Annotated in this window: 22 protein-coding genes and 1 tRNA gene; 9 read left to right on the top strand and 14 right to left on the bottom strand. The window is 54.4% G+C overall.

Translation table 11 applies throughout. The annotated features are described in order from the left end of the window. Positions 1-391 precede the first annotated feature (391 nt). The gene (gene thrS, locus CCALI_RS09065) at positions 392-2,140 is read left to right on the top strand and encodes a threonine--tRNA ligase (RefSeq protein WP_016483185.1); all 1,749 of its coding nucleotides are present in this window, start codon (positions 392-394) and stop codon (positions 2,138-2,140) included. Here thrS and rsmA read toward each other — a convergent pair. Continuing rightward, positions 2,118-3,026 carry a 16S rRNA (adenine(1518)-N(6)/adenine(1519)-N(6))-dimethyltransferase RsmA gene (gene rsmA, locus CCALI_RS09060; protein ID WP_016483184.1) on the bottom strand — a complete coding sequence of 303 codons (909 nt, stop codon included), beginning with the start codon at positions 3,024-3,026 and terminating at the stop codon, positions 2,118-2,120. The two genes, thrS and rsmA, sit on opposite strands and share 23 nt — an antisense overlap. Before the next feature lie 68 nt (positions 3,027-3,094). Continuing rightward, positions 3,095-3,781 carry a 3D domain-containing protein gene (locus tag CCALI_RS09055; RefSeq protein ID WP_016483183.1) on the bottom strand — a complete coding sequence of 229 codons (687 nt, stop codon included), beginning with the start codon at positions 3,779-3,781 and terminating at the stop codon, positions 3,095-3,097. 304 nt (positions 3,782-4,085) lie between these two features. Between CCALI_RS09055 and CCALI_RS09050 the strand changes: the two genes are divergently transcribed. Next, positions 4,086-5,435, top strand: a complete 1,350-nt coding sequence (locus CCALI_RS09050; RefSeq protein WP_016483182.1) for a hypothetical protein — start codon at positions 4,086-4,088, stop codon at positions 5,433-5,435. Between the two features lie 295 nt (positions 5,436-5,730). On the opposite strand, the gene CCALI_RS09045 is transcribed toward CCALI_RS09050, so the two are convergent. The 4 genes from CCALI_RS09045 to CCALI_RS09035 form a co-directional block, all read right to left on the bottom strand. Further along, a tRNA-Lys gene (locus CCALI_RS09045) sits at positions 5,731-5,803 on the bottom strand. Positions 5,804-6,114: 311 nt separating this feature from the next. Next, entirely contained in the window at positions 6,115-6,291 is a 177-nt protein-coding gene (locus CCALI_RS16140) for an archaellin/type IV pilin N-terminal domain-containing protein (protein WP_016483180.1), read from the bottom strand. 29 nt (positions 6,292-6,320) lie between these two features. Continuing rightward, the gene (locus CCALI_RS16485; protein ID WP_052572373.1) at positions 6,321-7,280 is read right to left on the bottom strand and encodes a type II secretion system protein; all 960 of its coding nucleotides are present in this window, start codon (positions 7,278-7,280) and stop codon (positions 6,321-6,323) included. Between the two features lie 330 nt (positions 7,281-7,610). Further along, entirely contained in the window at positions 7,611-8,051 is a 441-nt protein-coding gene (locus tag CCALI_RS09035; RefSeq protein ID WP_016483178.1) for a DUF4149 domain-containing protein, read from the bottom strand. 444 nt (positions 8,052-8,495) lie between these two features. Between CCALI_RS09035 and CCALI_RS09030 the strand changes: the two genes are divergently transcribed. Continuing rightward, on the top strand, positions 8,496-10,085 hold the full coding sequence (locus CCALI_RS09030) for a glycoside hydrolase 5 family protein (RefSeq protein ID WP_016483177.1): 1,590 nt from the start codon (positions 8,496-8,498) through the stop codon (positions 10,083-10,085). A 4-nt stretch (positions 10,086-10,089) separates the two neighbouring features. Here CCALI_RS09030 and CCALI_RS09025 read toward each other — a convergent pair whose 3' ends face one another. Next, complete coding sequence (locus CCALI_RS09025) at positions 10,090-11,316, bottom strand: acetate/propionate family kinase (RefSeq protein ID WP_016483176.1); 1,227 nt, start codon at positions 11,314-11,316, stop codon at positions 10,090-10,092. Positions 11,317-11,322: 6 nt separating this feature from the next. Beyond that, positions 11,323-13,698, bottom strand: a complete 2,376-nt coding sequence (locus tag CCALI_RS09020) for a phosphoketolase family protein (RefSeq protein ID WP_016483175.1) — start codon at positions 13,696-13,698, stop codon at positions 11,323-11,325. Between the two features lie 101 nt (positions 13,699-13,799). On the opposite strand from CCALI_RS09020, the gene CCALI_RS09015 reads away from it, so the two are divergent. Genes CCALI_RS09015 through cydB form a run of 3 tightly spaced genes read left to right on the top strand, consistent with a single transcriptional unit; the run spans position 13,800 to position 17,143 of the window. Then, a complete protein-coding gene (locus CCALI_RS09015; RefSeq protein WP_016483174.1) occupies positions 13,800-14,678 on the top strand; it encodes a universal stress protein in 879 nt (292 codons plus the stop codon). 27 nt (positions 14,679-14,705) lie between these two features. After that, a complete protein-coding gene (locus tag CCALI_RS09010) occupies positions 14,706-16,076 on the top strand; it encodes a cytochrome ubiquinol oxidase subunit I (protein ID WP_016483173.1) in 1,371 nt (456 codons plus the stop codon). Positions 16,077-16,090: 14 nt separating this feature from the next. Further along, positions 16,091-17,143, top strand: coding sequence for a cytochrome d ubiquinol oxidase subunit II (gene cydB / locus CCALI_RS09005; RefSeq protein WP_016483172.1), 1,053 nt, complete (start codon positions 16,091-16,093; stop codon positions 17,141-17,143). A gap of 60 nt (positions 17,144-17,203) precedes the next feature. Here cydB and CCALI_RS09000 read toward each other — a convergent pair whose 3' ends face one another. The 3 genes from CCALI_RS09000 to CCALI_RS08990 all read right to left on the bottom strand — a co-directional run bounded on the left by CCALI_RS09000 (position 17,204) and on the right by CCALI_RS08990 (position 20,904). Beyond that, the gene (locus CCALI_RS09000) at positions 17,204-19,234 is read right to left on the bottom strand and encodes a S8 family serine peptidase (RefSeq protein ID WP_016483171.1); all 2,031 of its coding nucleotides are present in this window, start codon (positions 19,232-19,234) and stop codon (positions 17,204-17,206) included. A 264-nt stretch (positions 19,235-19,498) separates the two neighbouring features. Further along, on the bottom strand, positions 19,499-20,260 hold the full coding sequence (locus tag CCALI_RS15205) for a GNAT family N-acetyltransferase (RefSeq protein WP_172636648.1): 762 nt from the start codon (positions 20,258-20,260) through the stop codon (positions 19,499-19,501). Between the two features lie 26 nt (positions 20,261-20,286). Beyond that, positions 20,287-20,904, bottom strand: coding sequence for a GNAT family N-acetyltransferase (locus CCALI_RS08990; RefSeq protein WP_016483169.1), 618 nt, complete (start codon positions 20,902-20,904; stop codon positions 20,287-20,289). 129 nt (positions 20,905-21,033) lie between these two features. Between CCALI_RS08990 and CCALI_RS08985 the strand changes: the two genes are divergently transcribed. From CCALI_RS08985 to CCALI_RS15200, 3 genes are read left to right on the top strand one after another with little or no spacing between them, the layout of a single operon-like run. Next, complete coding sequence (locus CCALI_RS08985) at positions 21,034-22,410, top strand: FapA family protein (protein WP_016483168.1); 1,377 nt, start codon at positions 21,034-21,036, stop codon at positions 22,408-22,410. Positions 22,411-22,419: 9 nt separating this feature from the next. After that, entirely contained in the window at positions 22,420-22,776 is a 357-nt protein-coding gene (locus tag CCALI_RS08980) for a hypothetical protein (RefSeq protein WP_016483167.1), read from the top strand. Between the two features lie 3 nt (positions 22,777-22,779). Then, positions 22,780-23,853, top strand: a complete 1,074-nt coding sequence (locus CCALI_RS15200) for a M15 family metallopeptidase (RefSeq protein ID WP_016483166.1) — start codon at positions 22,780-22,782, stop codon at positions 23,851-23,853. 38 nt (positions 23,854-23,891) lie between these two features. Here CCALI_RS15200 and CCALI_RS08970 read toward each other — a convergent pair whose 3' ends face one another. From CCALI_RS08970 to CCALI_RS16125, 3 genes are all read right to left on the bottom strand, one after another. Then, a complete protein-coding gene (locus tag CCALI_RS08970) occupies positions 23,892-24,950 on the bottom strand; it encodes a lactonase family protein (protein ID WP_016483165.1) in 1,059 nt (352 codons plus the stop codon). Positions 24,951-25,103: 153 nt separating this feature from the next. Next, positions 25,104-25,217, bottom strand: coding sequence for a PEP-CTERM sorting domain-containing protein (locus CCALI_RS16950; protein WP_155850621.1), 114 nt, complete (start codon positions 25,215-25,217; stop codon positions 25,104-25,106). A 79-nt stretch (positions 25,218-25,296) separates the two neighbouring features. After that, complete coding sequence (locus tag CCALI_RS16125) at positions 25,297-25,584, bottom strand: hypothetical protein (RefSeq protein ID WP_155850524.1); 288 nt, start codon at positions 25,582-25,584, stop codon at positions 25,297-25,299. Positions 25,585-25,706: the final 122 nt, after the last annotated feature.

Genomic DNA, 25,706 nt, shown 5'->3' with positions numbered 1-25,706 from the left:
ATTCAACATCTTGTCGTGTCAATTCCTCCCTGATGGGTTAGATGGCGGCATCCTGCCGCGTTTTTAAGGCTGGCCATTGAGAGCGGAGAAGGATCTTAGCCTGCCCACGTCTTCGTTATTCCATAAACCCCTAGCAGTTTTAACATCGTTTTTTTGCGGGTGCAGTGGGGTATAATTTCAGCGTAGGGTTTTACTGGGAGAAGTTTGATGATTTCGGAGGCGAAGCCAGAACTTGTTAGCACTAAGCACGGCGGCGCGGGTTTGCGTCGCCGAAGGGAGGGCTTTGCCTGTTAGGAAGGCTCTACTCGATAGCAAACGCGCCGCTTCCGGAAGTTTTCGGAAGCGGTTTTTTCGTTTCTCTACCCTACACCGTCGTTAAGGAGGAGTGAGTATGAAGGACGAGACGAAATATGACGATCTTTATCGGTTACGGCATAGCGCAGCTCATCTCATGGCTCAAGCTGTGGGAGAGCTGTTTCCAGGCGTGAAATATGCCATTGGCCCGCCTATTGAGGATGGCTTCTACTACGATTTTGAGCTGCCGTGCCCTATTCGAGAAGAGGATCTGGAGCGGATCGAGGAAAAAATGCGGGAGATCGCCGCACGTGATCTTCCTATTCAACGCGAGGTGCTTTCCCGCGAGGAGGCGATAGAACTGGAAAAACGGCTCGATCAACCCTATAAGCTGGAGCTGATCCGCGATATCCCAGAAAACGAAGAGATCTCCTTCTACCGTCAGGGCGATTGGGTAGATCTCTGTCGCGGGCCTCACGTGGAATCGACGGGGAAATTAAAACACTTCAAGCTCCTACATACAGCGGGGGCTTACTGGCGCGGCAACGAAAAGAATAAGATGCTGACCCGCATCTACGGCACGATTTGGCCGACCGAAGAGGAGCTCAAGGACTACCTACAGCGATTAGAAGAGGCAAAGAAACGCGATCACCGCGTTTTAGGCAGAGAGCTGGGCCTCTTTATGTTTTCGCATGAGGTAGGGCCTGGGTTGCCGCTATGGCTTCCGAAGGGCGCGGTTCTTCGGGAAACGCTCATGGAGTTCATGAAGGCTGAGCAGACGCGTCGCGGCTATTTGCCGGTAGTAACCCCTCATATTGGAAACGCACGCCTATACGAACGTAGCGGCCATCTGCAAACCTATCACTCAAAAATGTTCCCGCTGATGCGCGGAGAGGAGGAGGACGAGACCTATGTTCTCAAACCGATGAACTGTCCCCATCATATCATGATCTACGCCTCTGAGTTGCGCTCCTATCGCGATCTCCCTCTTCGCTTGGCCGAGTTCGGAACCGTCTATCGCTATGAACAGAGCGGGGAGCTAACCGGCCTGTTGCGCGTGCGTGGGTTTACGCAAGACGATAGCCATCTCTTCGTAACCCCGGAGCAGCTCAAGGAAGAGTTTAAAGGTGTCGTAGACCTTATGCTTTACACGCTGCGACGCCTAGGCTTAGAAGAGTATCGCGTGCGAATCGGCGTGCGCGACCCCAAAGACGACAAGTATATCGGCTCCGATGAGAATTGGGAGGCAGCCCAACGCGCCATTATCGAGGCGGTACAAGACCTCGGCATGGACTATGAGATCGCGGAGGGTGACGCCGCTTTCTACGGCCCGAAACTCGACCTCATGGTGCGCGATGCCTTACGTCGTGAATGGCAGATGGGCACGGTGCAGGTAGATTACAACCTTCCAGAGCGCTTCGAGCTAGAGTATGTGGGGGAGGATGGCCAGCGCCATCGGCCTATCATGATCCATCGCGCGCCGTTCGGCTCCTTAGAGCGTATGGTGGGGCTGCTGCTGGAGCACTATGCGGGTGCCTTCCCCTTCTGGCTGGCGCCGCAGCAAGTAACCATTATCCCCATTGCCGATAGGCATTTGGAGTATGCACAGCGCGTTCGGGCCTACCTTCAGGAAGCGGGCTTCCGGGTGGAGATAGACAGCCGTAACGAGAAGATGGGCAAGCGCATTCGCGATGCCGAGGTGCAGAAGGTGCCCATTATGCTTATCTGCGGCGACAGAGATGTGGCAGCCCAAACGGTGAGCATCCGCAAGCATGGGGAGGGCGATCTCGGCGCGCGCTCCATCGAAGCTACCATTGCCTACCTCAAAGAGCTTCAGGAGAGTTAAGCGGCTCCGGAGGGGTGTTGGCGAGACGCGCAAACTCTTCCAGGGAAAGCGTTTCGCCGCGTCTCTCCGGTGCGATCTTGGCCGCAGAAAGCCAGGCAGCCACACGTGCACGATCGTTTGGAAGCCCGATCTGTGAAGCGGCAGCGAGGAGAGCCTTCAGAAGGGTTTTACGACGTTGTCCGAAAGCGGCGTGCACGATCGAAAAAAAGCGCCGCTCATTTTCCACTGGCTGGGTGCTTGGCGAGACCGGCACGATCTTTAGAATCGCGGAATGAACCTCCGGTTGCGGAAAGAAGACCGTGCGCGGCACGACGCCGGCGATCTCAGCCGTTGCATGATACTGTACAAATACGGAGAGCGATCCGTAATCCTTACTGCCCGGCTTGGCAACAATCCGCCGGGCAAACTCCTCCTGTACCAGCAGGATCATTTGGCGGAAACGGTTTTTGTGAGAGAGCAGCCTTTCTACGAGGGGCGTGGAGATGGAATAAGGAATATTGGAGACCGCCGAGCCGATACTGCCGACGCCGAAAGCCATATCGAGGAGAACATCAAGATCGAGTTCAAGAAAATCGGCAAAAACAAGGCGTACGGTGGGATAGCGGCTAGCAATGGCCTGTAGAGGTGGCTTAAGCCGTGAATCGACCTCGATGGCGGTCACCCTTGCGCCCTGTTCGGCTAGGGCTTGGGTCAATGCCCCAAAACCGGCGCCGATTTCGAGCACCGGCTCCTCGGGCCGCAGATCGGCGACGAGGAGAATGCGCTGCAACGTGTTGCGATCGAAAAGAAAGTTCTGCCCTAACCGCTTACTAGGATGAATGCGGTGCTCGCGTAGCCAAGCTCGAAGGACGTTGAGCGAGGTAGGCTGAAAATCTTCTGGATGCATTAGGGAGAAGTCGCCGGGACTGCTGCCGGATGGTCATCAGCCATTTCGGCCCCGACGACCCTATTTTCTCAGTTTAGGATGTGGACGCGCACGTGGTGCATGTCTCGAATGTGGGCGATATTGTGCAACGAGTCGATACAGAGATCGATTCGGTTGCCCTTGATAGCGCTGCCGACATCGGCAGCGATGGCGTAACCGTATCCCTCAATATAGAGACGTGTGCCTAAGGGAATGTAGTGAGGGTCTACGGCCACCACACCGTACCCACATTTAATGCCGGTGCTGGCGCGCCCAGTAGCGCTGCCCTCATGAGGGTAGTAGTAGGTGGCGTTCATAATGAGAACGCGCCTACCGGAAAAGTAGCCGCGTGAGGCAAGTTTGGCGGCTATGCCTACCTGAACAACTTCCGGCACGGGCTTTTTAAGGATACGCTCTGAGAGGCGAATCCTTTTTATTTCGGTGCCGTCTGGCCGAAGCCAGATACGGTAGGTCACCTCTTTTTCGCCTTTCACTCCACCACGCAAAATACGACTGGTACCGCTTCGCAGCAGAGAGGTCGGCTTCCTGAGGGTGGGATAGGGGATCGGTTCCCTGAGCGTCACCGTTTTCGTGAGCGTCTGTGAGGTTTGAGGTGCGCTCGTGGTAGTATCCGTTTGTCGCGGTGTCGCGTCTCCTGGCCGTGTGGCGCCCACACCGATGGCGAGTGCCATGACCCCGATCGCGGAGATGCGACGGACAGGCGAAGAAGTCGCCAAGAACCTGTCCCTCCTTTCTGTAGGATTTTCCGATGGCCCGAACACCGTTCGGATGCCTTATCTGCGTGCCACTGGAAGCGACATAAGAGCCGCCTCGCGTGTGGCTGCAACAAACATCCGGCCGAATGCCGGATGTTGGCGGGCAGTTTACTATAAACAGCCTCCTTTTGTCAACCCTACCGCCTTTTGGCGCCATCAACACTCACTTTGTTACCCTTTGTTGAACTTTCTTACCTAGGCAGGATTCGCATCTCGCAGCGCGAAATAACATGAAGCTGTATCAAAAAAGGAGAACAGACAAAACATGCCCGTGCAAGCTTTCTGTCGGTTTTTTCGCAGCCTTGTCGTTGCCTCCTGTACTCTCGCCGCTCTTTTACCACCTATAGGCGATGCATGGGCCGCGAGCGTCCAGGCAAAGCGCGATAGCGACTTTCTAAACTCCATTGGGGTTAACTCAGCCATCTGTCAACGCGGTGAAATTCTCGATAAGACCATAGAGTGTGTGCGGTATCTCGGTGTTCGATGGATACGCAGCGGCATCGAGGGCAATCCTCCCCTCGATAAACTGATCTATCTTCATCAACAGACCGGCGTGCGCTATAGTTGGGGGCTCGGCAGCGGTGGCACCGACATTAAAAAGCTCCTTATCACCGGAGAACAGCTTGCAAAAGCCGGGGCCCTATTAGCCTTTGAAGGGCCTAATGAACCGAACAACTGGGGAATCACCTATCAGGGACAGGAGGGTGGCAGAAATCTCTCGTGGCTGCCGGTAGCGAAACTTCAAAGAGACCTCTACCAAGCCGTAAAAAAGGACCCCTTATTGAAACACTACCCTGTCTGGTCTATCTCTGAAAACGGAGCGGAAACGGATAACGTGGGGCTGCAGTTCCTTACGATTCCCCCAGGAGCCAACACCCTGATGCCTGCCGGCACAAGATATGCCGACTTCGCCAATGTGCACAACTATATCTACCATCCAAACGCTCCGGGGCTGGCCGATAACAAAACGTGGAACGCCGCAGACCCCACCTCCGCCTGTAAAGTGGACGGCCTCTATGTGGAGTACGGCCTGACATGGGCGCATCACTATCCGGGCTACACCGAATCCCAGCTTCTTTCGCTACCGCGAGTCACCACAGAGACGGGAGCCCTTATCGGAGGCGCGATCACCGAGGAGGTTCATGCCCTGAACCTGCTTTCCATGTATCTCGACCAGTTCAAGCGCGGTTGGAGCTATACTGCCGTCTATCTCTTGCGCGACAGGGTAGACGAGACGGGGAATCAGAGGTTTGGGTTTTACCGACCGGACTACACGCCCAGAAAAGCGGCCGTCTATCTTCATAATCTGACAACGATCCTAGCCGATCAAGGCGTCCTCCATGACCCCGGCCGGCTCGCCTATGCCATTCCCAACGAGCCGGCAACGGTACACGATATGCTGCTACAAAAGAGCAACGGCACCTTCGATCTAGTGGTGTGGGATGAACAGATAGAGGGCACAAGCTTGGTGAGCGTGCAGTTTGAGAAAACGGTTCCTACCGCAAAAATCTACGACCCCACCGTGGGCACCAATCCCATACAGACGCTCACCAACGTTCGGAATCTTCCCTTGACTTTAAGCGACCATCCGGTTATCATAGAAATATCCCACTAACAAGTCGCTGCCCGTTAGCTTTTTTAGGGAGGGACGTTCACGTTTCTCGCCCCTCCCTTGCCTTCGATATCTAAGCCAACTCCTAACGAGGTGAGTGAGGCCTTGGCGAAATGCTTTTCGAAAAGAAGATGGAAAGGTTCCATCTCCTTCTTGCGCTCTGCAGTACAGGGCATGGGGATTGTTTGGTGCGAGCCTCACCAACGCCGTGGATCCGGTGCCAATTTCAGCGCAAGGGACTTCCGCAATGCTATGAGGTCGTCAATCGCCTATTTTTTTCAAGCCACTCACATAACAATGGGTCGTACAGGACTCGAACCTGTGGCCCGCTGATTAAGAGTCAGCTGCTCTACCAACTGAGCTAACGACCCTTGCCGACTTTAAAGTATACTCGGCAATCAGTAAAATGTCAAGAAAGGCAGCGAGAATGTATCTCGGACGGAACATTAGCCCAAAGTCGGCAGCGGCAGTGATAATAGATAGGAAAATGGCAAACGTTGAGGCGCTTATTCCTTTTCCCCGTTCGGCGATAGAGGCGGAGCTTGCGTCGAGAGCCGGCACTCCATCTAATGTAGGAGGGGCTCACATAGTAGGCGGTCGTATCGTAGTTACCCAAATAAGCAAACGTACGAATGGGGGGACCGAAAACTTTTTCGGTCCCCCCACGCAGGTCCTCCCACGGTTATCTACCGCCTCCACCCGCAATCGGAGGCCGTCGTGGCGGCAGGTGCTCGCGCGCCATGTAAGAGTTGTCGGGGCCTGAAGGCGTGCGAAGAAAGTAGAAGAGGGCCCCTGCCGCGATCAAAACCGCAAGCACAATAAGAACCACCGCCACAAGAGGACTTAACTGTTTCTTCATCGCTCGCTCCTATTTGAACCGGTCATTCTCTACTGAGTGAGAGTGAAGTAGTAGAGATGGGTTTTATCTGGGGTGAGGCGAAGCAGCGAGGGGCCTTTTAAGGCTTTGGCATGTCCGTCTAGGAACGAGACGTTAGCAAGTCCCTGCTCAAAATCGCGTGTATTCGGATTGTTGATATTGCAGGTGTTCACTGACTTTCCATTATGCAGCGGATTCGGCCCGAAGAACGTCCAGGTATATGGATTACCATTGTTGTCTGTAAAGGCACCACACCAGCCGATACCTTGCGGGGCAATTGAAGGAAAAGTAAAGTGCCAAGCATCGAAGTTACCGGCGTCGTAGAGAAAAGCGTACTCTGCCGGACGAGCTACAGCAGCAATCGTGACACTCGGCACTGGTCGTGCCATTGCTATACCAGTCCAGAATCCTCCAAGGTCTGCAGCGCCGGCCACCCCATCATATTGGGTACCTGGTGGGACGAAGTTATTGATCCACTGCTTATTTCTCGTGATCCAACTAGAGAAGTTGCCTCCTGTCAGCATATTCATAGTGGCAATGTTTCCCATGATGCCGTAGGAGGTCATGTAGTCGAAATACTGATGCGGACCGGGTTGTCCCCAGTAAATAGTGTGCCCTTGGTAAAAGCCATCTGGATCAAACATCAGTTGGTAGTTCTTGATGTAGGGTTGGGTGGTATCCTGCCAGGTGACAAAGCTGTAGCCCGTTGAATTGTCCCCAGGGTTGGAGCCACAGAGAAGGGGTATCGTCTCATCATAATCCTGGATGTACATCTGTACACCCGTGTTGAGCTGCTTAACGTTGGAGAGACATACGGTTTTGCGGGCCTGTTCCCGTGCTTGGGCGAAGACGGGGAACAGAATCGCTGCAAGTATCGCAATGATTGCGATAACTACAAGAAGCTCAATGAGGGTAAACCCTCGCACTGCGTCTTTTGTCCGCACATGACGGTGAGAGAACATCTGTTTCATTTTCATTTTGCCTCCTAAGATGTTTGGTTTTTGACCGATTGCACAGAAGGCTCCTCGTTTTTGAGAAGCCTAAAGCCTCATCTCCTCAGGTATGGGGAGATGTGATGAGCAGACAGCTTTCTGGTGAAGGTATCCGTCCTCGGTTGTCCGCTACGGTGCGAGGCAAACACAACGAAACGTGGGTTTCTTTGACGATCTGCTACCTCTTACAACTAGCAAGAAAGAACACCTAGGTGCAGAGGCCTATTTTTCATATTATAACACCCCTTCGAGCCTACGTCAAGAGCAGTGTATTCTTTCTCCCAGCTATTTTCAATGATAGGGTTGTGACTAACTGCATCCAAGCCAAAAGAGAAGAATCCCTTTCAATAGTTCACAATAGAAATAGATTTGGTGTAGGCTCAGCTTCTCGGTGGGCAAAGGCTGACCACGCAACAGCAGATCGATTCGGGCATCCATCCCCGGTAAGAGCCAAAACGTTTGAAGGACGAGAAGACCTATTAAGAGAAGGACTAAAGGAAGGCGAAAGCGCAGCCTCTTTCCTGTTAGGAACACAAGCACCAATAGCGCCAGAGCGCACCCCCACTCCACCCGGTTGAAAAGGTGGAAGGTTGCTCGCCCCACATCTAAGGCTACCGGCATTGTGAGGGAAGGCGCCTGAAATTTGGCAAGCGTCGCCAGAAAGGATACCCCGACGAGCATCCCTGCCCAGTAGATAGCCAACAGCACCACCGCTCTTCGCAACCAAAAATGAAGCCAGACGGAACGCATTTCGGACACCTTATTTTGGATAAATACATCTTAATATACCCTGAAAGCCGTATGTTTTCATAAGCGGAGGCCTGCAACAGGGGAGTATTTGCTATTGTGCTCCAGAGCGCGACGATACTATGGTGGATACCGCAGATTGACGGTCTCCGGGACTTGGGTGTTTCGAAGGCGTCACAAAAAAGGATAAAAACGGAGTAGTGAGGCAAATGGGCGTTTCTACTAACCTCACCTCAGGTAAAATCTTTTCACCTAAGCGACCGCGCTAGAGATGGCGGCTTTGCCTTGGCGCGACAGACAAAGCGGCCTTCGAGCAGTATAACCGGTTTACTGTGGTCTAGTTGGCAATAAGGCCGGCTATGAACCCATCCGCCTGCCCAGCTAACCAGGTGCGAATATGGGGGCGCAACGCCTTGCGCCCCTGCTAAACAACGAAGGAGAAAGCTAATGTTCTTTGCCAACGTGTGGAAGCCTATCATACCGCTGGTTATGGCTAGCTGTGCTCTTGCGGTGAGTGCACAACAAAGCCCTGCACCCGGTAATAGCCCCATTGTCGATCGGTTCGGCCAATATCTTCCTACCGATTGGCCCGGCAAAGTCCATACGGACGCCGATCTTCAGGCCGCCCTAACAAAAGAGCAAGGCCTCATGCGCTCTCAATGGCTGGTGCCCCAGCACCGCGACCCTTTTGGAGGGGAAACCGACCTAGGCTGGCACGCTAAAGCCACTGGTTTCTACTACGTGCTGCAACATAACGGGAAATGGTGGCTCGTTACTCCTCAGGGCAATCCGTGCTTCTATACTGGGGTCTGTACTGTCCCCACACTCGTTAACGGCACGCCCATCACCGGCCGAGAAAACCTGTTTGTCTGGTTACCTCCAAAAACTGGGACCTATGCACCCGCTTGGGGGAGATCGCCTTGGGACAGAAGCGATACAACCGAATATTTCTCTTTCGATACCGCCAACCTCATCCGTAAGTTCGGGGCAGATTGGGCGCAACAAGCGCGTTCAGAAGCCATAGAGCGCTTGCAACATTGGGGATTTTGTGGGGCGGGAAAATGGTCAGAGATGTTACCTAACGTTCCCTCCCTTCCGGTTCTTGGGTATTCTGCAGACTACATAGGCCGCCACCCCGACATCTTCGACCCCAAAGTGCAGGCTCAGATCCGCCAATCCCTCCAGCAACAGATCGCGCCGCGCCGTGACGATCCCTATATTCTGGGATGGTCTATCAAAAACGAGTTCGACGAAATCATTACAACCCAAGAGATCAAAGATCTCCTCCAAAAACCGGCCGCTGTTCCGGCTAAACGGGCTTTAGTGGATGAGGCTCTCAAAACTCGTTACCACAATGATGTCGCTGCTATGGCCGTCGCTTGGCATGTTACCTCTTCAACTCGAGAGGCGCTCTATAACGCCCAGCCCAACCCACCCGCAGACGACCTAGAAGCCCTCCGTCAGTTCTTCGCCAAGAGTTACTATGCCTTTCTCTATAAAACGGTGAAACAGATAGACCCCCATCATCTCTACTTCGGCTTCTGGATCGTGCCTGGCTGGTGGCAGAATGCGAGCGATTGGCAATTGATCGCTCCCTATTGCGATGTCATCGGCTACGACCGCTATGCCAACACCTTCGCTGACCAGTGGCTTGAGGGTCTTTTTGCTTCCACTAAAAAGCCGGTTCTCTGCGGCGAGTTTTCCTTTCCTCCTTACTACCAAGGGCAGCGCGGTTTTGGACGCTATTTCATCTCAACGACGGATGAAAACCAAGAAGCCGATCTCTATACAAAGTGGGCGCGCGATGCAGCCTACAACCCCTACTGTGTGGGGTTCATGTGGTTTGAATATCGGGATGAACCCATTACCGGTCGTGGGCCCGGGCACGGTACGGAAAAGGTGTACGGCGAGAACTATGCCTTTGGGCTCGTGGACGTGGCCGATCGGCCTCGCTGGGACCTTGTGAGCCGAATGAGGGAGGTAAACCTGCAACTCGATCGCCTAAGGTCAGCAGGGCCTACAACTTTGGCAAAATAGGCGCTCAGTCTACGGCGTTTTCTCGGTTCAGCAACTGCCAACAGGCCTGGGCGATAGCCCACTCTTCATTCGTATGAATAACCAAAACGCGGATAGGAGAAGAGGGTGCGGCAATGTCCTCATCTTCTGTTGTAGACATATTTTTGTTCTTATCAAGGGTTATCCCCAAAAAGGCTAGTCGTTGGCAGGTAGCCTCCCGCACGCGGTGGGACTTCTCTCCTATCCCTCCCGTAAAGATAAGGACATCAAGTCCCTCCAAACAAGCGCTCATGGCCCCGATATGCCAACATAACCGTTGGACGAACATACGAAACGCGAGCTCCGCCCGCCGTTCGCCTTTCTGCATCGCGGCCTCTATCTCCTGCATGCTGCTCGAGATCCCAGAGATGCCTAAAAGGCCCGATTGCCTCTCTAATACCTGTTCTAGCTCTTCAACGGTATAGTGGCCTCTCTTCAACAAATAGAGAAGCAGCCCGGGGTCAATGGAACCGGATCGCGTGCCCATCATAAGACCTTCCAAGGGGGTAAAACCCATGGTTGTAGCGACGCTACGACCGTTTTGAACGGCGGCGAGCGAGCATCCGTTGCCCAGGTGGCAGGAGATAACCCGCAGTGGAGACAGATCGCGCCGAAGTATAGAGGCTGCACGCGATGTGACGTAGCGATGACTGATACCATGGAACCCATAGCGGTGAAAGCCCAGCTCTTTCCATGCATAAGGCCCTGCATAAAGCGCGGCCTCCTCCGGCAGAGTGCGATGGAAAGAGGTATCGAAGACAGCGATTTGCGGTATCTCCCCGAAATGTTCCTCCACTGCCTGGATGCCCTCTAGGGCTATGGTGTTGTGTAGAGGAGCTAACTCGGCAGCGAGTTGAATGTCGCGCTTAACCGTGTGGGTAATCAGTGTTGGTTCGAAATACTTTTCCCCACCATGAACCACGCGATGCCCCACAGCATCAAGTTTTTCATGGGTGGGAAGCACCGATAGCTCATCTATTGTGTGCAACATCTGCCTGATTGCCAGAGCGGGAGAGGCAGCCTCTATTTCACGGTGGATGGTTTTCGATTCCGTTTTCGCTTCCAAGCGCGCTTTGCCCTGCATCCGCTCGGGATGTTGCCACACAACGCGACCTTCCCAAATCGGCGCTAATGGGTCTTTTGGCAACGTTTGTAGGGCATAGAGGGCCGCTTTATGGCTGCTCGACCCTTCATTCAGTACCAGAACCTTCATCGTTTTTTACCACGGCCAACTCCAATTTTTCACTTCGGGAAGGTCATCGCCATATTCACGAATATAGGCCTTGTGCTCTAGCAGTTTATCGCGCAACATCTGGCGTAGATGGGCATGTGCCTGCAGACGTGGAACCCTATCAAGCACATCCATAGCCAAGTGGAAGCGATCGAGCTCGTTGAGCACACACATATCAAAAGGTGTCGTTATGGTGCCCTCCTCTTTATACCCCCTCACATGAAGGCGTTGGTTCGTGCGACGATAGGTCAAACGATGGATCAGCCACGGATAGCCGTGAAAAGCGAAGATGATAGGACAGTCGGTGGTAAAGATACTGTCGTACTCCTTATCCGACAGGCCATGCGGATGTAGGCTCGGAGGTTGAAGGGTCATAAGGTCAACAACGTTGACGACACGAATTTTGATGTCTGGGATATGCTTGCGCAGCCAATCCACGGCAGCGAGTGTCTCCAAGGTGGGCACATCGCCGGCACAAGCCATAACCACATCAGGTTGACCGCCCTGATCGTTGCTGGCCCACTCCCATATGCTTACACCCGCTGTGCAGTGCTTAATGGCGTCGTTCATGCTGAGCCACTGCAGCTCTGGATGCTTTCCCGCAATCACCACGTTAACATAGTTTCTGCTACGCAAACAGTGGTCCATCACGCAAAGAAGGGTATTAGCATCGGGCGGCAGATAGACTCGGACGATCTCGGCCTTTTTGTTAACCACTACATCTATGAAACCGGGGTCTTGATGAGTAAAGCCATTATGATCTTGACGCCAAACGTGAGAGGTAAGCAGATAGTTTAGGCTGGCGATGGGACGACGCCAGGGTAACTCACGGGTAACTTTCAGCCATTTGGCATGCTGATTGAACATCGAATCCACAATATGGATAAAGGCCTCATAACTGGCAAAGAGGCCGTGGCGGCCTGTTAAAAGATAGCCCTCCAGCCAACCTTGACACATGTGCTCGCTCAAGACCTCCATCACTCTTCCTTCCGGCGAGAGATGGTCATCGGTGGGTAAAATGGGCTCGGTGGTCATTCGGTCGGTAACCTCAAACACGGCCTGCAGTCTATTGGACGCCGTTTCATCCGGGCACATAATGCGGAAGTTGCGGCTTTCCAGGTTTTTCTTCATGACATCTCTTAAAAAGCATCCGAGAACGCGCGTGGATTCGGCCTGTTGAACGCCCGGCTTCTCTACGTCAACGGCGTAGTCTCGAAAGTCGGGCATACGGAGGTCGCGCAGTAAAGTCCCGCCGTTAGCGTGTGGGTTTGCGCTCATGCGCCGCTCACCTTGAGGGGCCAACGCGGCGATCTCCGGACGGATTCTTCCTTTTTTATCGAACAGCTCCTCCGGCTTGTAGCTACGCAGCCAGTTTTCTAGAAGGCGGAGGTGCTCGGGTTTTCGATGGAGCTCGGCCAGCGGAACCTGATGGGACCGAAAGGTTCCTTCGACCTGTTGCCCATCTACAACTTTAGGGCCCGTCCATCCTTTGGGAGTACGCAGGATGATCATCGGCCAATGCGGGCGCTTGGAGAAACCACGAGAACGCGCATCCGCCTGAATAGATTGAATCTCGCGAATCACGTTTTCCAAAGTAGTGGCCATTTGGGGATGCATGATCTGAGGGTCATGCCCCTCCACCACATACGGACGATAGCCATAGCCCTCAAACAGTTTAATCAGCTCCTCCGAACCTATGCGTCCGAGCACTGTTGGACCGGAGATCTTATATCCGTTTAGATGCAGGATGGGCAGCACAGCTCCATCACGCACCGGATTCAGAAACTTGTTAGAGTGCCAACTTGTGGCGCAAGACCCTGTTTCCGCCTCTCCATCACCTACCACACAACACACCAAAAGATCGGGGTTATCGAAGGCGGCCCCATAGGCATGAAGCAGCGAATAACCGAGTTCACCCCCTTCATGAATGGAGCCCGGTGTCTCTGGGGCCACGTGGCTCGGAACGCCTCCGGGAAAGGAGAACTGTTTAAACAGCCTCTTGAGACCCTCTTCATCTTGCGAAACATTGGGGTAGATCTCTGAATAAGTGCCCTCTAGATAGGCGTTAGCAATGAGGGCTGGGCCGCCGTGCCCTGGGCCGGTTATGAAAATGGCGTTAAGGTCGTAAAGACGAATAAGGCGGTTCATATGGACATAGATAAAATTGAGGCCAGGCGACGTACCCCAGTGCCCAAGTAAACGCGGCTTGATGTGTTCCGGTGTCAGTGGCTCGCGCAAGAGGGGGTTATCCAACAGATAGATCTGCCCTACCGACAGATAGTTTGCCGCCCGCCAGTAGGCGTCAAGTAGTTCAAGTTCTTCAGGAGGCACAGGCTGTGGTTGCTGCTTTACCGCTCGCTTCATCGTTTATGACCTCGCAGTATGATGGGTATCCTTAAGAAAACTGTACCCTAAAATGGATAAAAGTAGGGTAATATCTTGTTATCAATGGCGGGAGGGTAACGATGTTTCAAACGATTCTCGTTGGTTACGATGGCTCTGAAAATGCGCTGCATGCGGCGGAGAGTGCGGCTCGCCTGGCAAAACTTTTTGGCTCCCACGTCATCCTGCTGAACGTTTTTCCCTATCCCTATACGTTAATACCGGACGGTCTTTTCGACCAAGGCGAGGTCGCTCTCGACGCGGAAACGGCAGCACGCCTGGCGCGCGAAGACCTCAAGGTTGTAGAGGATGTGGCGCTGCCGGTATTTGAGAAATACGGGGTGGCCTGCCAAATTGTGCAAGAGATCGGGGCACCCATCGAAAAGATACTGCACACGGCTCGAAAGCACCAGGTAGACCTTATCGTCGTTGGCAGTCGCGGCCTAAGCGGTTGGCAGCAGCTCCTACTCGGTAGCGTGGCCAGCGGGGTTCTGCAGCAGCACGATTTTCCCGTGTTGGTGGTACGCAAGCAACGCGTGGAGTTTCGCTCTTTGCTTCTGGCCACCGATGGGTCTGCAAACTCCGTGAAGGCTACGGAAACGGCCTTCGAGTTTGCCGATCGGCTCGATGTGCCTCTCTCGGCGCTCTATGTGAAGGACACACGAAAACATTGGCTGGCTCGCAGGGCAGAGGCACCCATAGATACGGGCCAGCTTCAGAAAACGCTTGAAGAGGAACTTGAGCGGTTACGGGGCGACAGAGATGTGCTGATCCACTTTCGCATTCGTGAGGGCAACCCGGCCCAAGAGATCGTGGAATTTGCCGCTGAAAACGATAAAGACCTCATTATTGTGGGCAGTCGAGGGCTTGACCCAGTGCGATCGCTCTTTCTCGGCAGCACCTCTCGCGCCGTGGTGCATCATGCGCCCTGTTCGGTGCTGGTGGTTCCCCGCGGAGAGTAGCCACGCTTCGCCAATAAGGAGGAAAAGATGAACGCTTTAGCATGGAACCGCTTTCAATTTGGATTTACAATTACCTATCACTACCTCTTTCCACAGCTCACCATGGGGCTTGCCTTGCTGATCCTGCTCTTCAAGCTGATAGCCCTCAAAACGAAAAACACGTACTATAACGATGCTGCCCGCTTCTGGGGACGCCTGTTTGGCATCAATTTTGCCATAGGAGTGGTTACGGGCATTCCCATGGAGTTTCAGTTTGGCACCAACTGGGCGCGCTTCTCTAGCTTTGCCGGAGGCGTTGTGGGCAATACTCTCGCCATGGAGGGCATGTTCGCCTTCTTTGCCGAATCGGCCTTTCTTGGGCTTTTCCTCTTTGGCGAGCGCAGGTTTGGCAACAAAATTAACCTGCTGGCGGCCTTTATGGTGTTCTTCGGCTCTTGGCTTTCCGGATACTTCATCATTGCGACAAACGCCTTTATGCAGCATCCGGTTGGCTACCGACTTGCTTCAGATGGAAGGCTTGAATTGGTGGATTTTTGGGCTTTTGTGCTTAACCCTTGGGCCATCTATGAGTATCTGCACAACATGTGCGCCTCCGTGGTGACCGCCTCATTTGCCGTTGCGGCGGTGGGTGCGCTTTACCTTCTGCTGGGCAGGCATCAGGAGTACGGTAAAGTTTTTCTTAAGATGGGCGTTGTTGCAGGTCTTGTCTCCTCGCTTCTTCAGGTGTTCCCCACAGGCGATGCACAGGGAAAGATGTTGGCACGCTATCAACCGCCCGCTTTAGCCGCGATGGAGGGGGCTTTCAAAACCAGCGCTCATGCCCCTCTTGTGATCATCGGTCAGCCAAACGAGCGCACAGGCCAGATCGAAAACCCCATTACGGTGCCAGATGTGCTGAGTTTTCTCGCCTACGGCTCTACGCGAGCCGAGGTGCGGGGGCTTGACTCGTTTCCACCCGACCAGAGGCCGGATAACGCGATTATGGCCTACTATGCTTATCATATCATGGTAGGTTTAGGCACGATTTTCATCGCGCTTATGGGGCTTTCTGCCTTTTTGTTATGGAAAGGGCGCCTCTACACCTCTCGTGCCCTACTTTGGGTGCTACTGTGCAGCTTCCCCTTTCCCTACATCGCTACGACAATGGGGTGGGTGGCTGCGGAGATGGGGCGGCAGCCGTGGGTGGTCTACGGTCTGCAGCGCACGGCCCACGCCACATCACCTCTGCTTAGCGGTGGGGATGTGGCCTTCTCAACGCTCGGGTTTATGGGGCTATATCTCGTTATTGGTATCGTATTTCTCTATCTCTTTTGCCGCGAGCTGGCCCACGGACCTAGCCCACTAACCGCCACAGGCGAGGCGGTTGTCCCGGAGTCGGGAACGGCAGTTACGATTTAAGAAAGGAGAGAAAAATGGCCACGCTCTGGTTCGCTCTGCTTTGCCTGATGCTGATCGTCTATGTGGTGCTAGATGGATTTGATTTCGGTGCGGGCATTCTCCATGTGTGGGTGGCTCGTAGCGATGAGGAGCGCCGAACGATCATTGCCGCTATTGGGCCGGTTTGGGATGGCAATGAAGTATGGCTTCTTGCAAGCGGAGGTGTGTTGGTGTGCGCCTTCTCTCGCGTCTACGCAGCGGGCTTCAGTGGATTCTACCTTCCGCTTATGATGGCGCTCTGGTTGCTTATCCTCAGGGGGCTTTCCATTGAGATGCGCTCGCACGAAACGAACTTCCTATGGCGCAGCTTTTGGGATGGCCTGCTCTTCTTCTCCTCAACGCTCATGGCCATTGTGCTGGGCGCGGCACTAGGTTGCATTATTCGTGGAGTCCCTCTTAACCAAACAGGCTTTTTTGAGGGCCCCCTGTTCACCGACTTCCGCGTTAGTTCGCATCCGGGCGTGCTCGACTGGTACACGGTTCTGGTAGGCCTTTTCGCGCTCTGTACGCTGGCTCTACACGGTGCCCTTTACCTCTATTGGAAAACTGCCGGATTGGTGCAACAACGATGTCGTGCTGTAGCGCCCTATCTTTGGGGTATTCAGGTGGTGCTCGGCATTGTTACTACCTATGCAACTAACGCGGTTCGGCCCGATCTCTATGTGCATCTCGTGGCTCGGCCATGGACATGGATATTTGCCGTGACGATCTTGCTGGGTGTTGTTAGCTTACCGATAACGCTGCAAAAAGAGCGAGAGTTGCCGGCATTTCTTGCCTCCTGCGCCATTATCGTCGGTTTGCTGGGGGCCACGGCGGCGGGGCTTTATCCCACCGTTCTTCACTCTACGATAAGCCCCTCCTACGATCTCACCATTTACAATGCCGCTAACGGCACAAGCACGTTGCGCATCGCTTTGTTCTGGTGGGTACCCGCTTTCCTTTTGGCCATTCTCTACTTTGCGACTATTTACCGCCTCTTTCGTGGTAAGGCAGAGCTAGACCCAACCGGTCAAAGCCACTACGGCTAGAGGCTCATCGACAAAGGGAGCTGAGCCAAACGGGGATTGCCCCGTTTGGCTCTTATCAGCTCAGAAGGCAAACGGAATGTTGATGTCGAGGTCAACCCCGAGTTGGTCGCATCCGGCAACCACTTTGGCCCGCACGGTGCGCCCGTGGCGGAACGCGATGGCGGTGACGGTGTAGTTGCCCTGCGGCAAGTTGATGAGATGATACATACCGTCTGGCGCCGTGGTGGCGTAGAACACGCGCTTCGAACCAGCGGTACGGGCAATCACCGGAATGTTTCCTAAGGGCGTGCCATCCACAGTGACCTGTCCCATAATGCCGCCCACGTTCGTGCCTCGTGCATTTTGAAGTGCGAGTGTCGCTGCGGCATCTATGCGCCCATAGCCATAAGTGGGGTCGTATCCTCCATCCCTCCGATTATTCAGCTGATGGCAACCCCTTTCAATGTAGTTTACAAGAATCTGTGGGGCGTTCGGCGTGAAGGGAGTAATGCCCAACCGTGCTGCTAGGAGGGCTGCTAGAGCGGCGACATGAGGACAGGCTAATGACGTGCCAGGCAGATAGCCATAGTCAAGTCCATAAAGCCCAAGGGCAGCGTACTCTCCGTCGGGATTATTGGGGTCGGGGTTGGAGAGAAGCACCTGGTAGGTCGGTGCGAGGGACCACACAAGCACGTACTCCTGGATGGGGTTTAACCCTAAATCCGCTCCATTTGGGCTATTGTTGTAGAACTCGGTGATGTCACCTCCGGGCGCCGCGCAACCGAGTTCATACCCATCGTTGCTATAAGAGGCCAAATGCTCATCAAGCACGGTGTTTGGCTCTCCATCCGGTCCGATGGGGTCGCCATAGGCTGTGGCGGCCACAGCAAGCACACGGTCACAACTAGCTGGATAGCGCCGTGTTCGGGCGAGGATGGGGTAGCTAGGGTCGCCATCGTTACCGGCAGCGGCCACACAGAGGCAGCCATGGTTCCACGCGTAGTTAATGGCGTCCTGCAGTGCCTGCGGAAAGTCCGTGGTATCGAGTGTAAGGCTGAGATTGATAACGATACAGTGCTGATCGGCAGCATATTGGATGGCATCAATCAGATCCGAATCCGAGCCATCCCCATTGGCGTCTATGATCTTTATGGGCACGATAACAGCAGGGAAGGCCAGTCCGGGAATGCCGATACCGTTATTCGGCGCTGCCGCAATAATACCCGCTAGGCTCGTGCCATGCCCCACATCATCGAAGGCGTTGGTAACGCCCCCACCCTGGTCGCCATCAATGAAAGTATGGGCGAGCGCCTCATCAATTTGGCCTCCATTGCTGATGTCGGCATCTGTTACGCCACCGCTTGGGTTGCCCGTATAGGTAAAATCAGGATGGGTAAAATCTATGCCGCTATCAATCACGGCCACACGAGGCAGCGCCGGCGAGAGCGGATTGCTTCGGTAGATTTGGGCGCGCTCCTGAGCCGTCTCATAATGGCCAGGGTAGATGTTCCAAGCGGCAAGGGCGTTCACCGTTTCGAGGTTCCAGGTGTAAGTCCAGTAGGACGAGTCGTCTTGGCGGGCCGTATCCGGAGTGTCCAAGCCTGAGAGCACCACAATGAGGTGTTCCAAATCTACCCGTTTCCAGTAGTAGTCGTTCGGGTCGGGCAGGGGAGTGCTGCACAGTTCCACCGGATAGTCCGGCTCGGCTCGTAGGACGCCTGGCTGCTTACGAAGGAGTTGAAGCGTTGCGTTGAGCGCCGAGGGCGAAGGCAATCGGTAGGTCGTCCACCCCAAGACCTTATTGCAGTGGCAGAATCGCAGAGGAGGCTGACCGTCTGCGATAGCGTGGGCTTTGAGCAAGGCGATTTTGGCAGTTCGGTTAAAGTGCGCTGCGAACTGGATGGGCGAAACCCCTGGGGCCAGCTTCACCAGAATCTGCTGGGGAGGGCGGTGCGGCTGCTTGTGAAACGGCAGGCTGAGAGGCTGCTGCAGCAGCTCCGGGCCGAGAGCTGCTACACGGTAAGCTCCACCCAACAGGGCTCCACAGAGTGTCAGAGCCACCAGTAGGCGAACGTAAGACCGACGGTAAGTTCGTTGCAACGATCGTGTCATCTTTCCTTCCTCCTAATTGAGAACAACGGTTTGCGCGATAGAGAACTTTGGGAGCGCACGGTGAGCGCTCGGAGACAAAAACACGAAGAGTTATGCATGTTTCGCTCCCTACATGCTAACCGAACCGGCTAGCGGAGCGTGCAGGATGCTTCTAGCCAATAAGAAACTTCCACAAGAGCACCCAAGGGCTAGAAACGATCAGAAAGATACACAAGAAAAATTGCGCGAATCCAATGCGGATTCCTTCTTTCGAAAAGCACAAATTTAGGCGAGGAGGAGATGTCTATGCAGCGGGCCTTCATGCAAACGCTCAAAACCAAGCCGCCGATAGAGCGATTCGGCCGGCCCTCCCGCTTCGGTGAAGAGATAGACAAGCTGGTTGCCTTCGGCAAGGGCATCGGCGATAGCGCGCGTTACAAGTGCCGATGCCACACCACGTCGGCGCCATTCAGGATGCGTGATGACGCTATCTATGCGCGCCCATCCATCCATAGAGAACAGATCGCAAGCCCCTACCGGGCTCTCCTCGATGTAGGCTAGATAGAGCCGACACCCAGAAAAACGGGACTCTGCTTCGGCCACGGCTCGCCAAAACTGGCGCTCTTCCTCCGTGCGTTCGTCGCATATCTGCAGCTCCACCCAAATTTGTCGAGCCTCTTCATCGTAAGCAGGTACTGCCGCCACCCAAACTTGGGGAGATGGTGGCAGCGGTGGCTGAGTAGCCTTATAGGCATACAGAGGATATCGGCTTCGGTTCTGCAGGGCACCTTCACGCAAAAGGGCATCCAGAAAGCCCTGTTCTTCGGCCACAGGATCTATATCTATCACAATAGGCCATCTACGATGTTGCTTAAAAACCGCAACGACCTCTTGTAGTATCTTTCTGGGGCCTCGTCCATCATCTCGCAAGCGGAGGGCCCGATTGGCATCGTGATATTTAGGGAGGGTTTCACTAAAAAGATACCAAGCGCAGTCGGTTTGCCATGAAGAGCCGGCAAAGGCAAAATAGTGAATCTCGTGTTTCAAAAGAGGATCGAGCCACCAAAGCGCGTTCATGGTGCTACAGAGAGATTTTCGCCTATTTTACCCGCTTCTTTATAATCTTTTCGTAGAATGGCACAGATGCCACAGTCCTCATAACGGCCGGCTTTTCGTATCCACTCTCGCAGAACACCTTCGAAGTGCATTCCCGCCTTCTCCATAACCCGTCGAGAGGCGGGGTTGCGCGTGAAGTAGGTGGCGTAGATGCGATTCAAGTTAAGTACGTCGAACCCAAAGGCGATAACCCGACGGGCAGCTTCGGTAGCATAGCCTTGGCGCCAGTAGGGTACTCCGATCCAGTAGCCTATCTCCGCTCGGTGATGATCGCACTCCACGCGCAGATCTATAGCTCCCACGAGGGTTTCACCCTCTCTAAGGATAATGGCGAAGGGGTATGTCGTACCAGCCGCTATTTGCGCGGTATGCCCGGCTATCCAGGCCTCCTCGGCGCCTTCGGGGTAAGGATGAGGGATATTGGAGGTCGTATCGGCGATTTCCGGGGCGCTTGCTAGGCGTTGCACCTCGGGCGCATCGCTCAAGACAAAGGGGCGTAAGAGCAGGCGCTCGGTGAGAAGCCTTAACTGGGATAAGTCTGTTGCTCTTTGTTGTAAAGGAGTCTCTTTTTCCATCTTCTTTCAGGTAGTCCTACGGGTTTTACCGTTTAGATACCGTATAACTACGTGCTTTCTGCCTTAAGGAGTTGCAAGCAGGCACCTATAATGTGAAGAAGTCTCAAAAAAATGAAGGGGGAGACAACGATGTCTACAAGCAGTGCCATTCGAGACGGACGTTTCGAGGTGCGGTTTAACGACAACTACACGGAGGCCACGGTAACCATCTATCCGCCAGAACCTGGGGGTAAACCGGTCAGTGCCGACGCGATCGTGAAGCGATTCCGTGAGTTAGGGGTTACCTATGGCATTCGGGAGAGCGCCATCCGTGAGGCCGTCCATAGCGTCCAATTGGGGCAAGACCCCCTCACTTTTGTTGCCGCCCAAGGGGTGTTACCGGTGGACGGGATGGATGGTGTTATCCATTTTCGTATCCCACCGGAGATTCTCACACGCCCATTACCGAAGAACCGTTTCGGTCAAGTAGACTGGTTTGCCATCGAGCCGGAACGTTTTGTGGAGGCCGGTCAGGAGCTTGCCTGCATTGTGCCGCCGAGTGCGGGCACGCCGGGGAAGACGCTTATTTGGCCTATTCGTGTGATAGAGGCAAAGCCAGGGAAACCGGCAGACCTGCGCCCCGGCCCTTGTGTTCGCGTGTCGGAGGACGGCTTTCATTTCTACGCCACCACCGAGGGGGTTGCCGAGCTGCAGGGTAGCCGACTGGGTGTGCGTGCGTTTTCGCGCGTGCATCACACTTTGCGTGGCGGCTTACATCGCTTTGCTCATGGGGCTGCTATTGTCGGCGACACGATAGGTGCCTGGATCGTTTCAGGAAACTTTCTTTCACTGCGGGGTCGTGCCCTCAATTCCTTGCTACGGGTAAATGGTGATCTCTACCTCCATAGCGCGATTGGCTGCAAGATCGTCGTGACAGGAGATCTCTATGTGGATGGCACCCTGAACAACTGCCAGGTTGATATTCGAGGTAAAATTTTGGGTGGACCCGATTCCCAGATCGTAGGTGGCTCTATCTGCGCCCAATCCGGCATACAGATTCAGCAGTTAGGTTCTCCTATGGGCACGCCCACCGAAGTCATGGTGAGTTCTGGCCGTTACAACCAAGTACGCGCCCAAGAGATCGAAGAGGAACTCGCTATGTGCGAGAGCAACATCGAATCGATCTATCGTGCTCTAAAACCTTTTAGCACGCTGCGCTTGCGCGCGCTGCCTGAGGAGAAGCAGACGCTGGTTCAAAAGCTACAGGATCAGCTTCAAGCCTTGGAGGAGCATCAACGAATGCTCTATGGGGAACGGCGCAGCTTGAGCATCAGCCGGCCGGAATCGGTTCATGCGACCATTCAAGTGGCGGGAACTTCTTATCCAGGGGTACGCATAGAAATAGGGAATGCGATCACGGTACTGGGGACTCCGGCAGAAAACTGTCGGTTTTATGTGCCGTTCGGCGAAAACCGCGTTCGGAGCGCTTCCCTAAAAATGGAGCAAGAGAAGGTTCTCGCTGTTTAGGAAAGAGCGGTGGAGACATCTTTTAAATTAACGCGCATCGTACGTACCCAATCTTCCGAGATATTCCTGATATGGGATGGTGAACGCCGTATCGGCCAGGCAGACATCCATTACGCGAACGACACCATCCATGCGACCATCATCTTTGAGGTGGACCTCAGCGTTGCCGAAGAGGAGGAGTTGCTCGCCCAGATAGACGACGATATCGTCTCCTCCTATCTCCCTCGTTTTGATAGGGAGGATTTCGTCGCCCATGTTTTTCGTGGCGAGGAGATCAGTCGCTATACGGATAGCTCCGGGCCTTTGGAGGATTTTGAAGAGGAGGATGGCGAGGACGAAGAAGACGACGAGGATGAGGAGGAGTAGGGTGTGACATCCTCTTCTACCTCAAGCCGCCGAAGCCGAAAACTTGGCGCTCCGGAGCCTATTGCGGCTCTCAATAGGGTGCGTATCTTGGAGCTAGATAAACCATGGACGGAGCGAGAGCCTCTCGTTGATGTTCGCATCCACTGTCCCGACGTGGTTTTATCGCCTCATCTATGCCCCTACTTACGCCGTACCGTAGCCGATATGCTGAATCGCGCCCAGGCCTCGTTGCCGCCGGGCTACAAGCTGCGCGTTAGCACCTGTCTGCGAACGCTCGACATGCAGAAGAGCGGGTGGGATAGCTTTTTTAAGCGCATGCAGGAGGAGCATCCCAACTGGCCGCTCTCCGCATTGCGACGGGCAACGAACAAGTACTTTGCACCCTACGATCAGAAGGCACCCCCAGGGCACTGCACGGGCGGCGCGGTGGATGTGGGGCTGCTCGGCCCCGACGGCAACCCCCTGGATATGATCGCGCCCACCAAAGGATGGGAAGCGGCCTATACGTGGTCGGACAAGATAGGCCTAGAAGCCAAACGAAACCGCATGATGATGGTCGAAGCCATGCTGAATGCCGGTTTTTCCAACTGCCGCGACGAATACTGGCACTACTCATGGGGCGATTCCGCTTGGGCGGTGCGGGTTGGCAAAACGGAATGCCCCTACGGATGGGCCTATCCACCGGTTGCTCTCGAAACGGACTTTTCGGGGAAAGACCTCCGCATCGAAAAAGCGCAGGTAGCAAACCCGCTTATTGAAACGGAGCGAGATTGGCACGGTCGGCCTCTCCGCGCTCGCGGTCGCTTCGACATTCTTCCCAATAGAGAAGATGATCGGCTCTTTGCCATCGGCCTTTACTGGGCCAAGGGGGTGGATGTGGAGCTAGAAGCCTGCTTGCCGGAAGAGATTAAGCGGTCTGTCCCGGTTTTCGTTGGTGACGGCAAAGAACAGTGGCGGCCCCTCGAAACTTATGAGCGACAGGGAAATCGCCTGCGCATTTGGCTTTGCCCCGAAGCCGACCGAGTCTATCTGACCGATTTCCCTCCACCGCCTAAAGAGGCGGACCAGCAAAGTTAAGCTGTGGTTGATTCTGGTTCTGCCTCAGTCCCTCTAGCCTAACCTGCAGCGATATCTCCGTTGCTCTCCAACGAAAGAAAGAGAATGCAACTTGGCGCTGCGAGAGCTACATGTCGGTTTAGAGGCTGGGGCATGCCCGTCTCTCGATCGCGGTGGAAAAACACCACGTTGTTGCTCTTTTGGTTGGCCACTACAAGCCATCGTCCGTCGGGAGAGATGGCAAAATGACGAGGCCAATCGCCCTCTACTGCCACATGGCCTAGCGGTGATAATTGACCGGTCGCTTCCTCTATCTGAAAAACAGCTAGGCTATTGTGCCCTCGATTGGCTCCGTAGAGAAAGCGCCCATCCGGCGATAGAGCCACTTCGGAAGGGTAGTTCTCACCGACGTGTGAGGAGGGTATGGTGGGGTGGGTGTTGGTGGGAAGAAGCACGCCTTTCTCTGCATCAAAGAGAAAGTGGGTGACCGTGGAATTTAACTCGTTGATCACATACAGAAAGCGGCCGTTTGGGTGGATGGCGATATGGCGCGGCCCCGCCCCCACTGGTAAGGTGGCTTGGCTGTGAGGTTCAAGCAGAGCTTTCTGGCGGTCAATACGATAGACAAAGACCCGATCGACACCTAAATCGGCCACGAAAAGGTAAGGTTGTTGCGGGTGAGGAACCGTACAATGGACATGCGGTCCTTCCTGCCGATCGGGGTGTGCCCCACGGCCCTCATGGTGAATGCTGGCGGCTTCGGGCAAGAGGGCGCCATCTGCGGCTAAGGGCAGCAGATGCACATGCCCGCTTCCGTAAGACGCCGCAAACAGCATCCGTCCCATTGGGTCTACGGAGAGGTGGCATGTGTAGGCCCCGGAGAGGGCTTGAGCGTTCTTGAACCGTAGTTCACCTGTAGCCGGTTCCAACGTGTAGGCGGTAATGCGCCCCGGCCGCGTCTCGCTGAGAGCGTAGAGGGTCTGCTTGTTCGGGTGCAGGCAGAGAAATGCCGGCGCTTCCGGACCGGCAATGCTGCGTTGCGCGGTGATCTTGCCTGCCTCTGAGAGTTCAAGTAACCCGATCTGCCCGCTATAGGTGCCAACATAGATTCGCATCATAGCACGTGCTCCTTTTTAGGGGATTCTACCAGAACCAGACACGGTTATCTTCTTGGCCTCTCCGTGTGCGAGGAAGGCAAGCTAGGGGAATGATAGTTGTCGAGAGAAAAAGGCGCGTCGAGTGCGTCCGGACACACTCGACGCGCGAAGAACTTAGGCTGTTCGACGCAGTTTGCGACGAACAACAAAAAGCCCACCGCTGCAGAGAAGGGCGCCAAGACCCGCCAGCGACGAGGCCTCCGGAGTGGAGGTGAGGGAGCCTTTGATGTAGTAGGTTTTCCATTGCCTGCGGTTATATGGAAGCCAAAGCTGCTCGGGGCGGGTGTATCTAGAAACTCAAACCCACTTACCGAGTTACTTGGAGTAACCGCATTGCTTTTATTATTGTTTTCGTATCCAAACATCTGGCCAGTGGTATTATGCCCGTGAAGATCGTCTTTTCACTCCATCCGCTTGGTGTCGTATAATTAGAGGGAATCACGGAAGAGACGGGGTTGTCGAACAGTTCAAAAAAGCCAAAGATGTTCGTGATGGTGGTGTTGCCGTAGCCGGCGTTGGGCGCTAGGGAGAGCGTGTAGGAGGCAACCCCATCGGATACCGTTTTGTTGAGAGTGATACCGTGAATCGATCCCACGTTTGTAAAAGAGCTGTAGCTCTATGCATGAGCCACCGCTATCGAGCAACCTATAACTGCAAAGGTGCACGGCAATCTACACAAGGTCTTAAGATGCATCTGTTCCTCCAAACATTTTTATT

This window comes from Chthonomonas calidirosea T49 (genome assembly GCF_000427095.1).
GTDB classification, from domain to species: Bacteria; Armatimonadota; Chthonomonadetes; order Chthonomonadales; family Chthonomonadaceae; genus Chthonomonas; species Chthonomonas calidirosea.
The sequence above is the reverse complement of the archived record's forward strand: the minus strand, read 5'-3'. Positions and strand labels throughout refer to the sequence as shown.

Bases quoted from the DNA above. Each gene is read 5' to 3' on its own strand.
- CCALI_RS09030 (WP_016483177.1), top strand. From the start codon at position 8,496: ATGTTCTTTGCCAACGTGTGGAAGCCTATCATACCGCTGGTTATGGCT.
- CCALI_RS16485 (WP_052572373.1), bottom strand. From the start codon at position 7,280: ATGAAACAGATGTTCTCTCACCGTCATGTGCGGACAAAAGACGCAGTG.
- CCALI_RS08985 (WP_016483168.1), top strand. From the start codon at position 21,034: ATGTCTACAAGCAGTGCCATTCGAGACGGACGTTTCGAGGTGCGGTTT.
- CCALI_RS09020 (WP_016483175.1), bottom strand. From the start codon at position 13,698: ATGAAGCGAGCGGTAAAGCAGCAACCACAGCCTGTGCCTCCTGAAGAA.
- CCALI_RS09000 (WP_016483171.1), bottom strand. From the start codon at position 19,234: ATGACACGATCGTTGCAACGAACTTACCGTCGGTCTTACGTTCGCCTA.
- cydB (WP_016483172.1), top strand. From the start codon at position 16,091: ATGGCCACGCTCTGGTTCGCTCTGCTTTGCCTGATGCTGATCGTCTAT.
- CCALI_RS09035 (WP_016483178.1), bottom strand. From the start codon at position 8,051: ATGCGTTCCGTCTGGCTTCATTTTTGGTTGCGAAGAGCGGTGGTGCTG.
- CCALI_RS09025 (WP_016483176.1), bottom strand. From the start codon at position 11,316: ATGAAGGTTCTGGTACTGAATGAAGGGTCGAGCAGCCATAAAGCGGCC.
- CCALI_RS16140 (WP_016483180.1), bottom strand. From the start codon at position 6,291: ATGAAGAAACAGTTAAGTCCTCTTGTGGCGGTGGTTCTTATTGTGCTT.
- CCALI_RS08970 (WP_016483165.1), bottom strand. From the start codon at position 24,950: ATGATGCGAATCTATGTTGGCACCTATAGCGGGCAGATCGGGTTACTT.
- CCALI_RS09050 (WP_016483182.1), top strand. From the start codon at position 4,086: ATGCCCGTGCAAGCTTTCTGTCGGTTTTTTCGCAGCCTTGTCGTTGCC.
- CCALI_RS08990 (WP_016483169.1), bottom strand. From the start codon at position 20,904: ATGGAAAAAGAGACTCCTTTACAACAAAGAGCAACAGACTTATCCCAG.
- CCALI_RS09010 (WP_016483173.1), top strand. From the start codon at position 14,706: ATGAACGCTTTAGCATGGAACCGCTTTCAATTTGGATTTACAATTACC.
- thrS (WP_016483185.1), top strand. From the start codon at position 392: ATGAAGGACGAGACGAAATATGACGATCTTTATCGGTTACGGCATAGC.
- CCALI_RS09015 (WP_016483174.1), top strand. From the start codon at position 13,800: ATGTTTCAAACGATTCTCGTTGGTTACGATGGCTCTGAAAATGCGCTG.
- rsmA (WP_016483184.1), bottom strand. From the start codon at position 3,026: ATGCATCCAGAAGATTTTCAGCCTACCTCGCTCAACGTCCTTCGAGCT.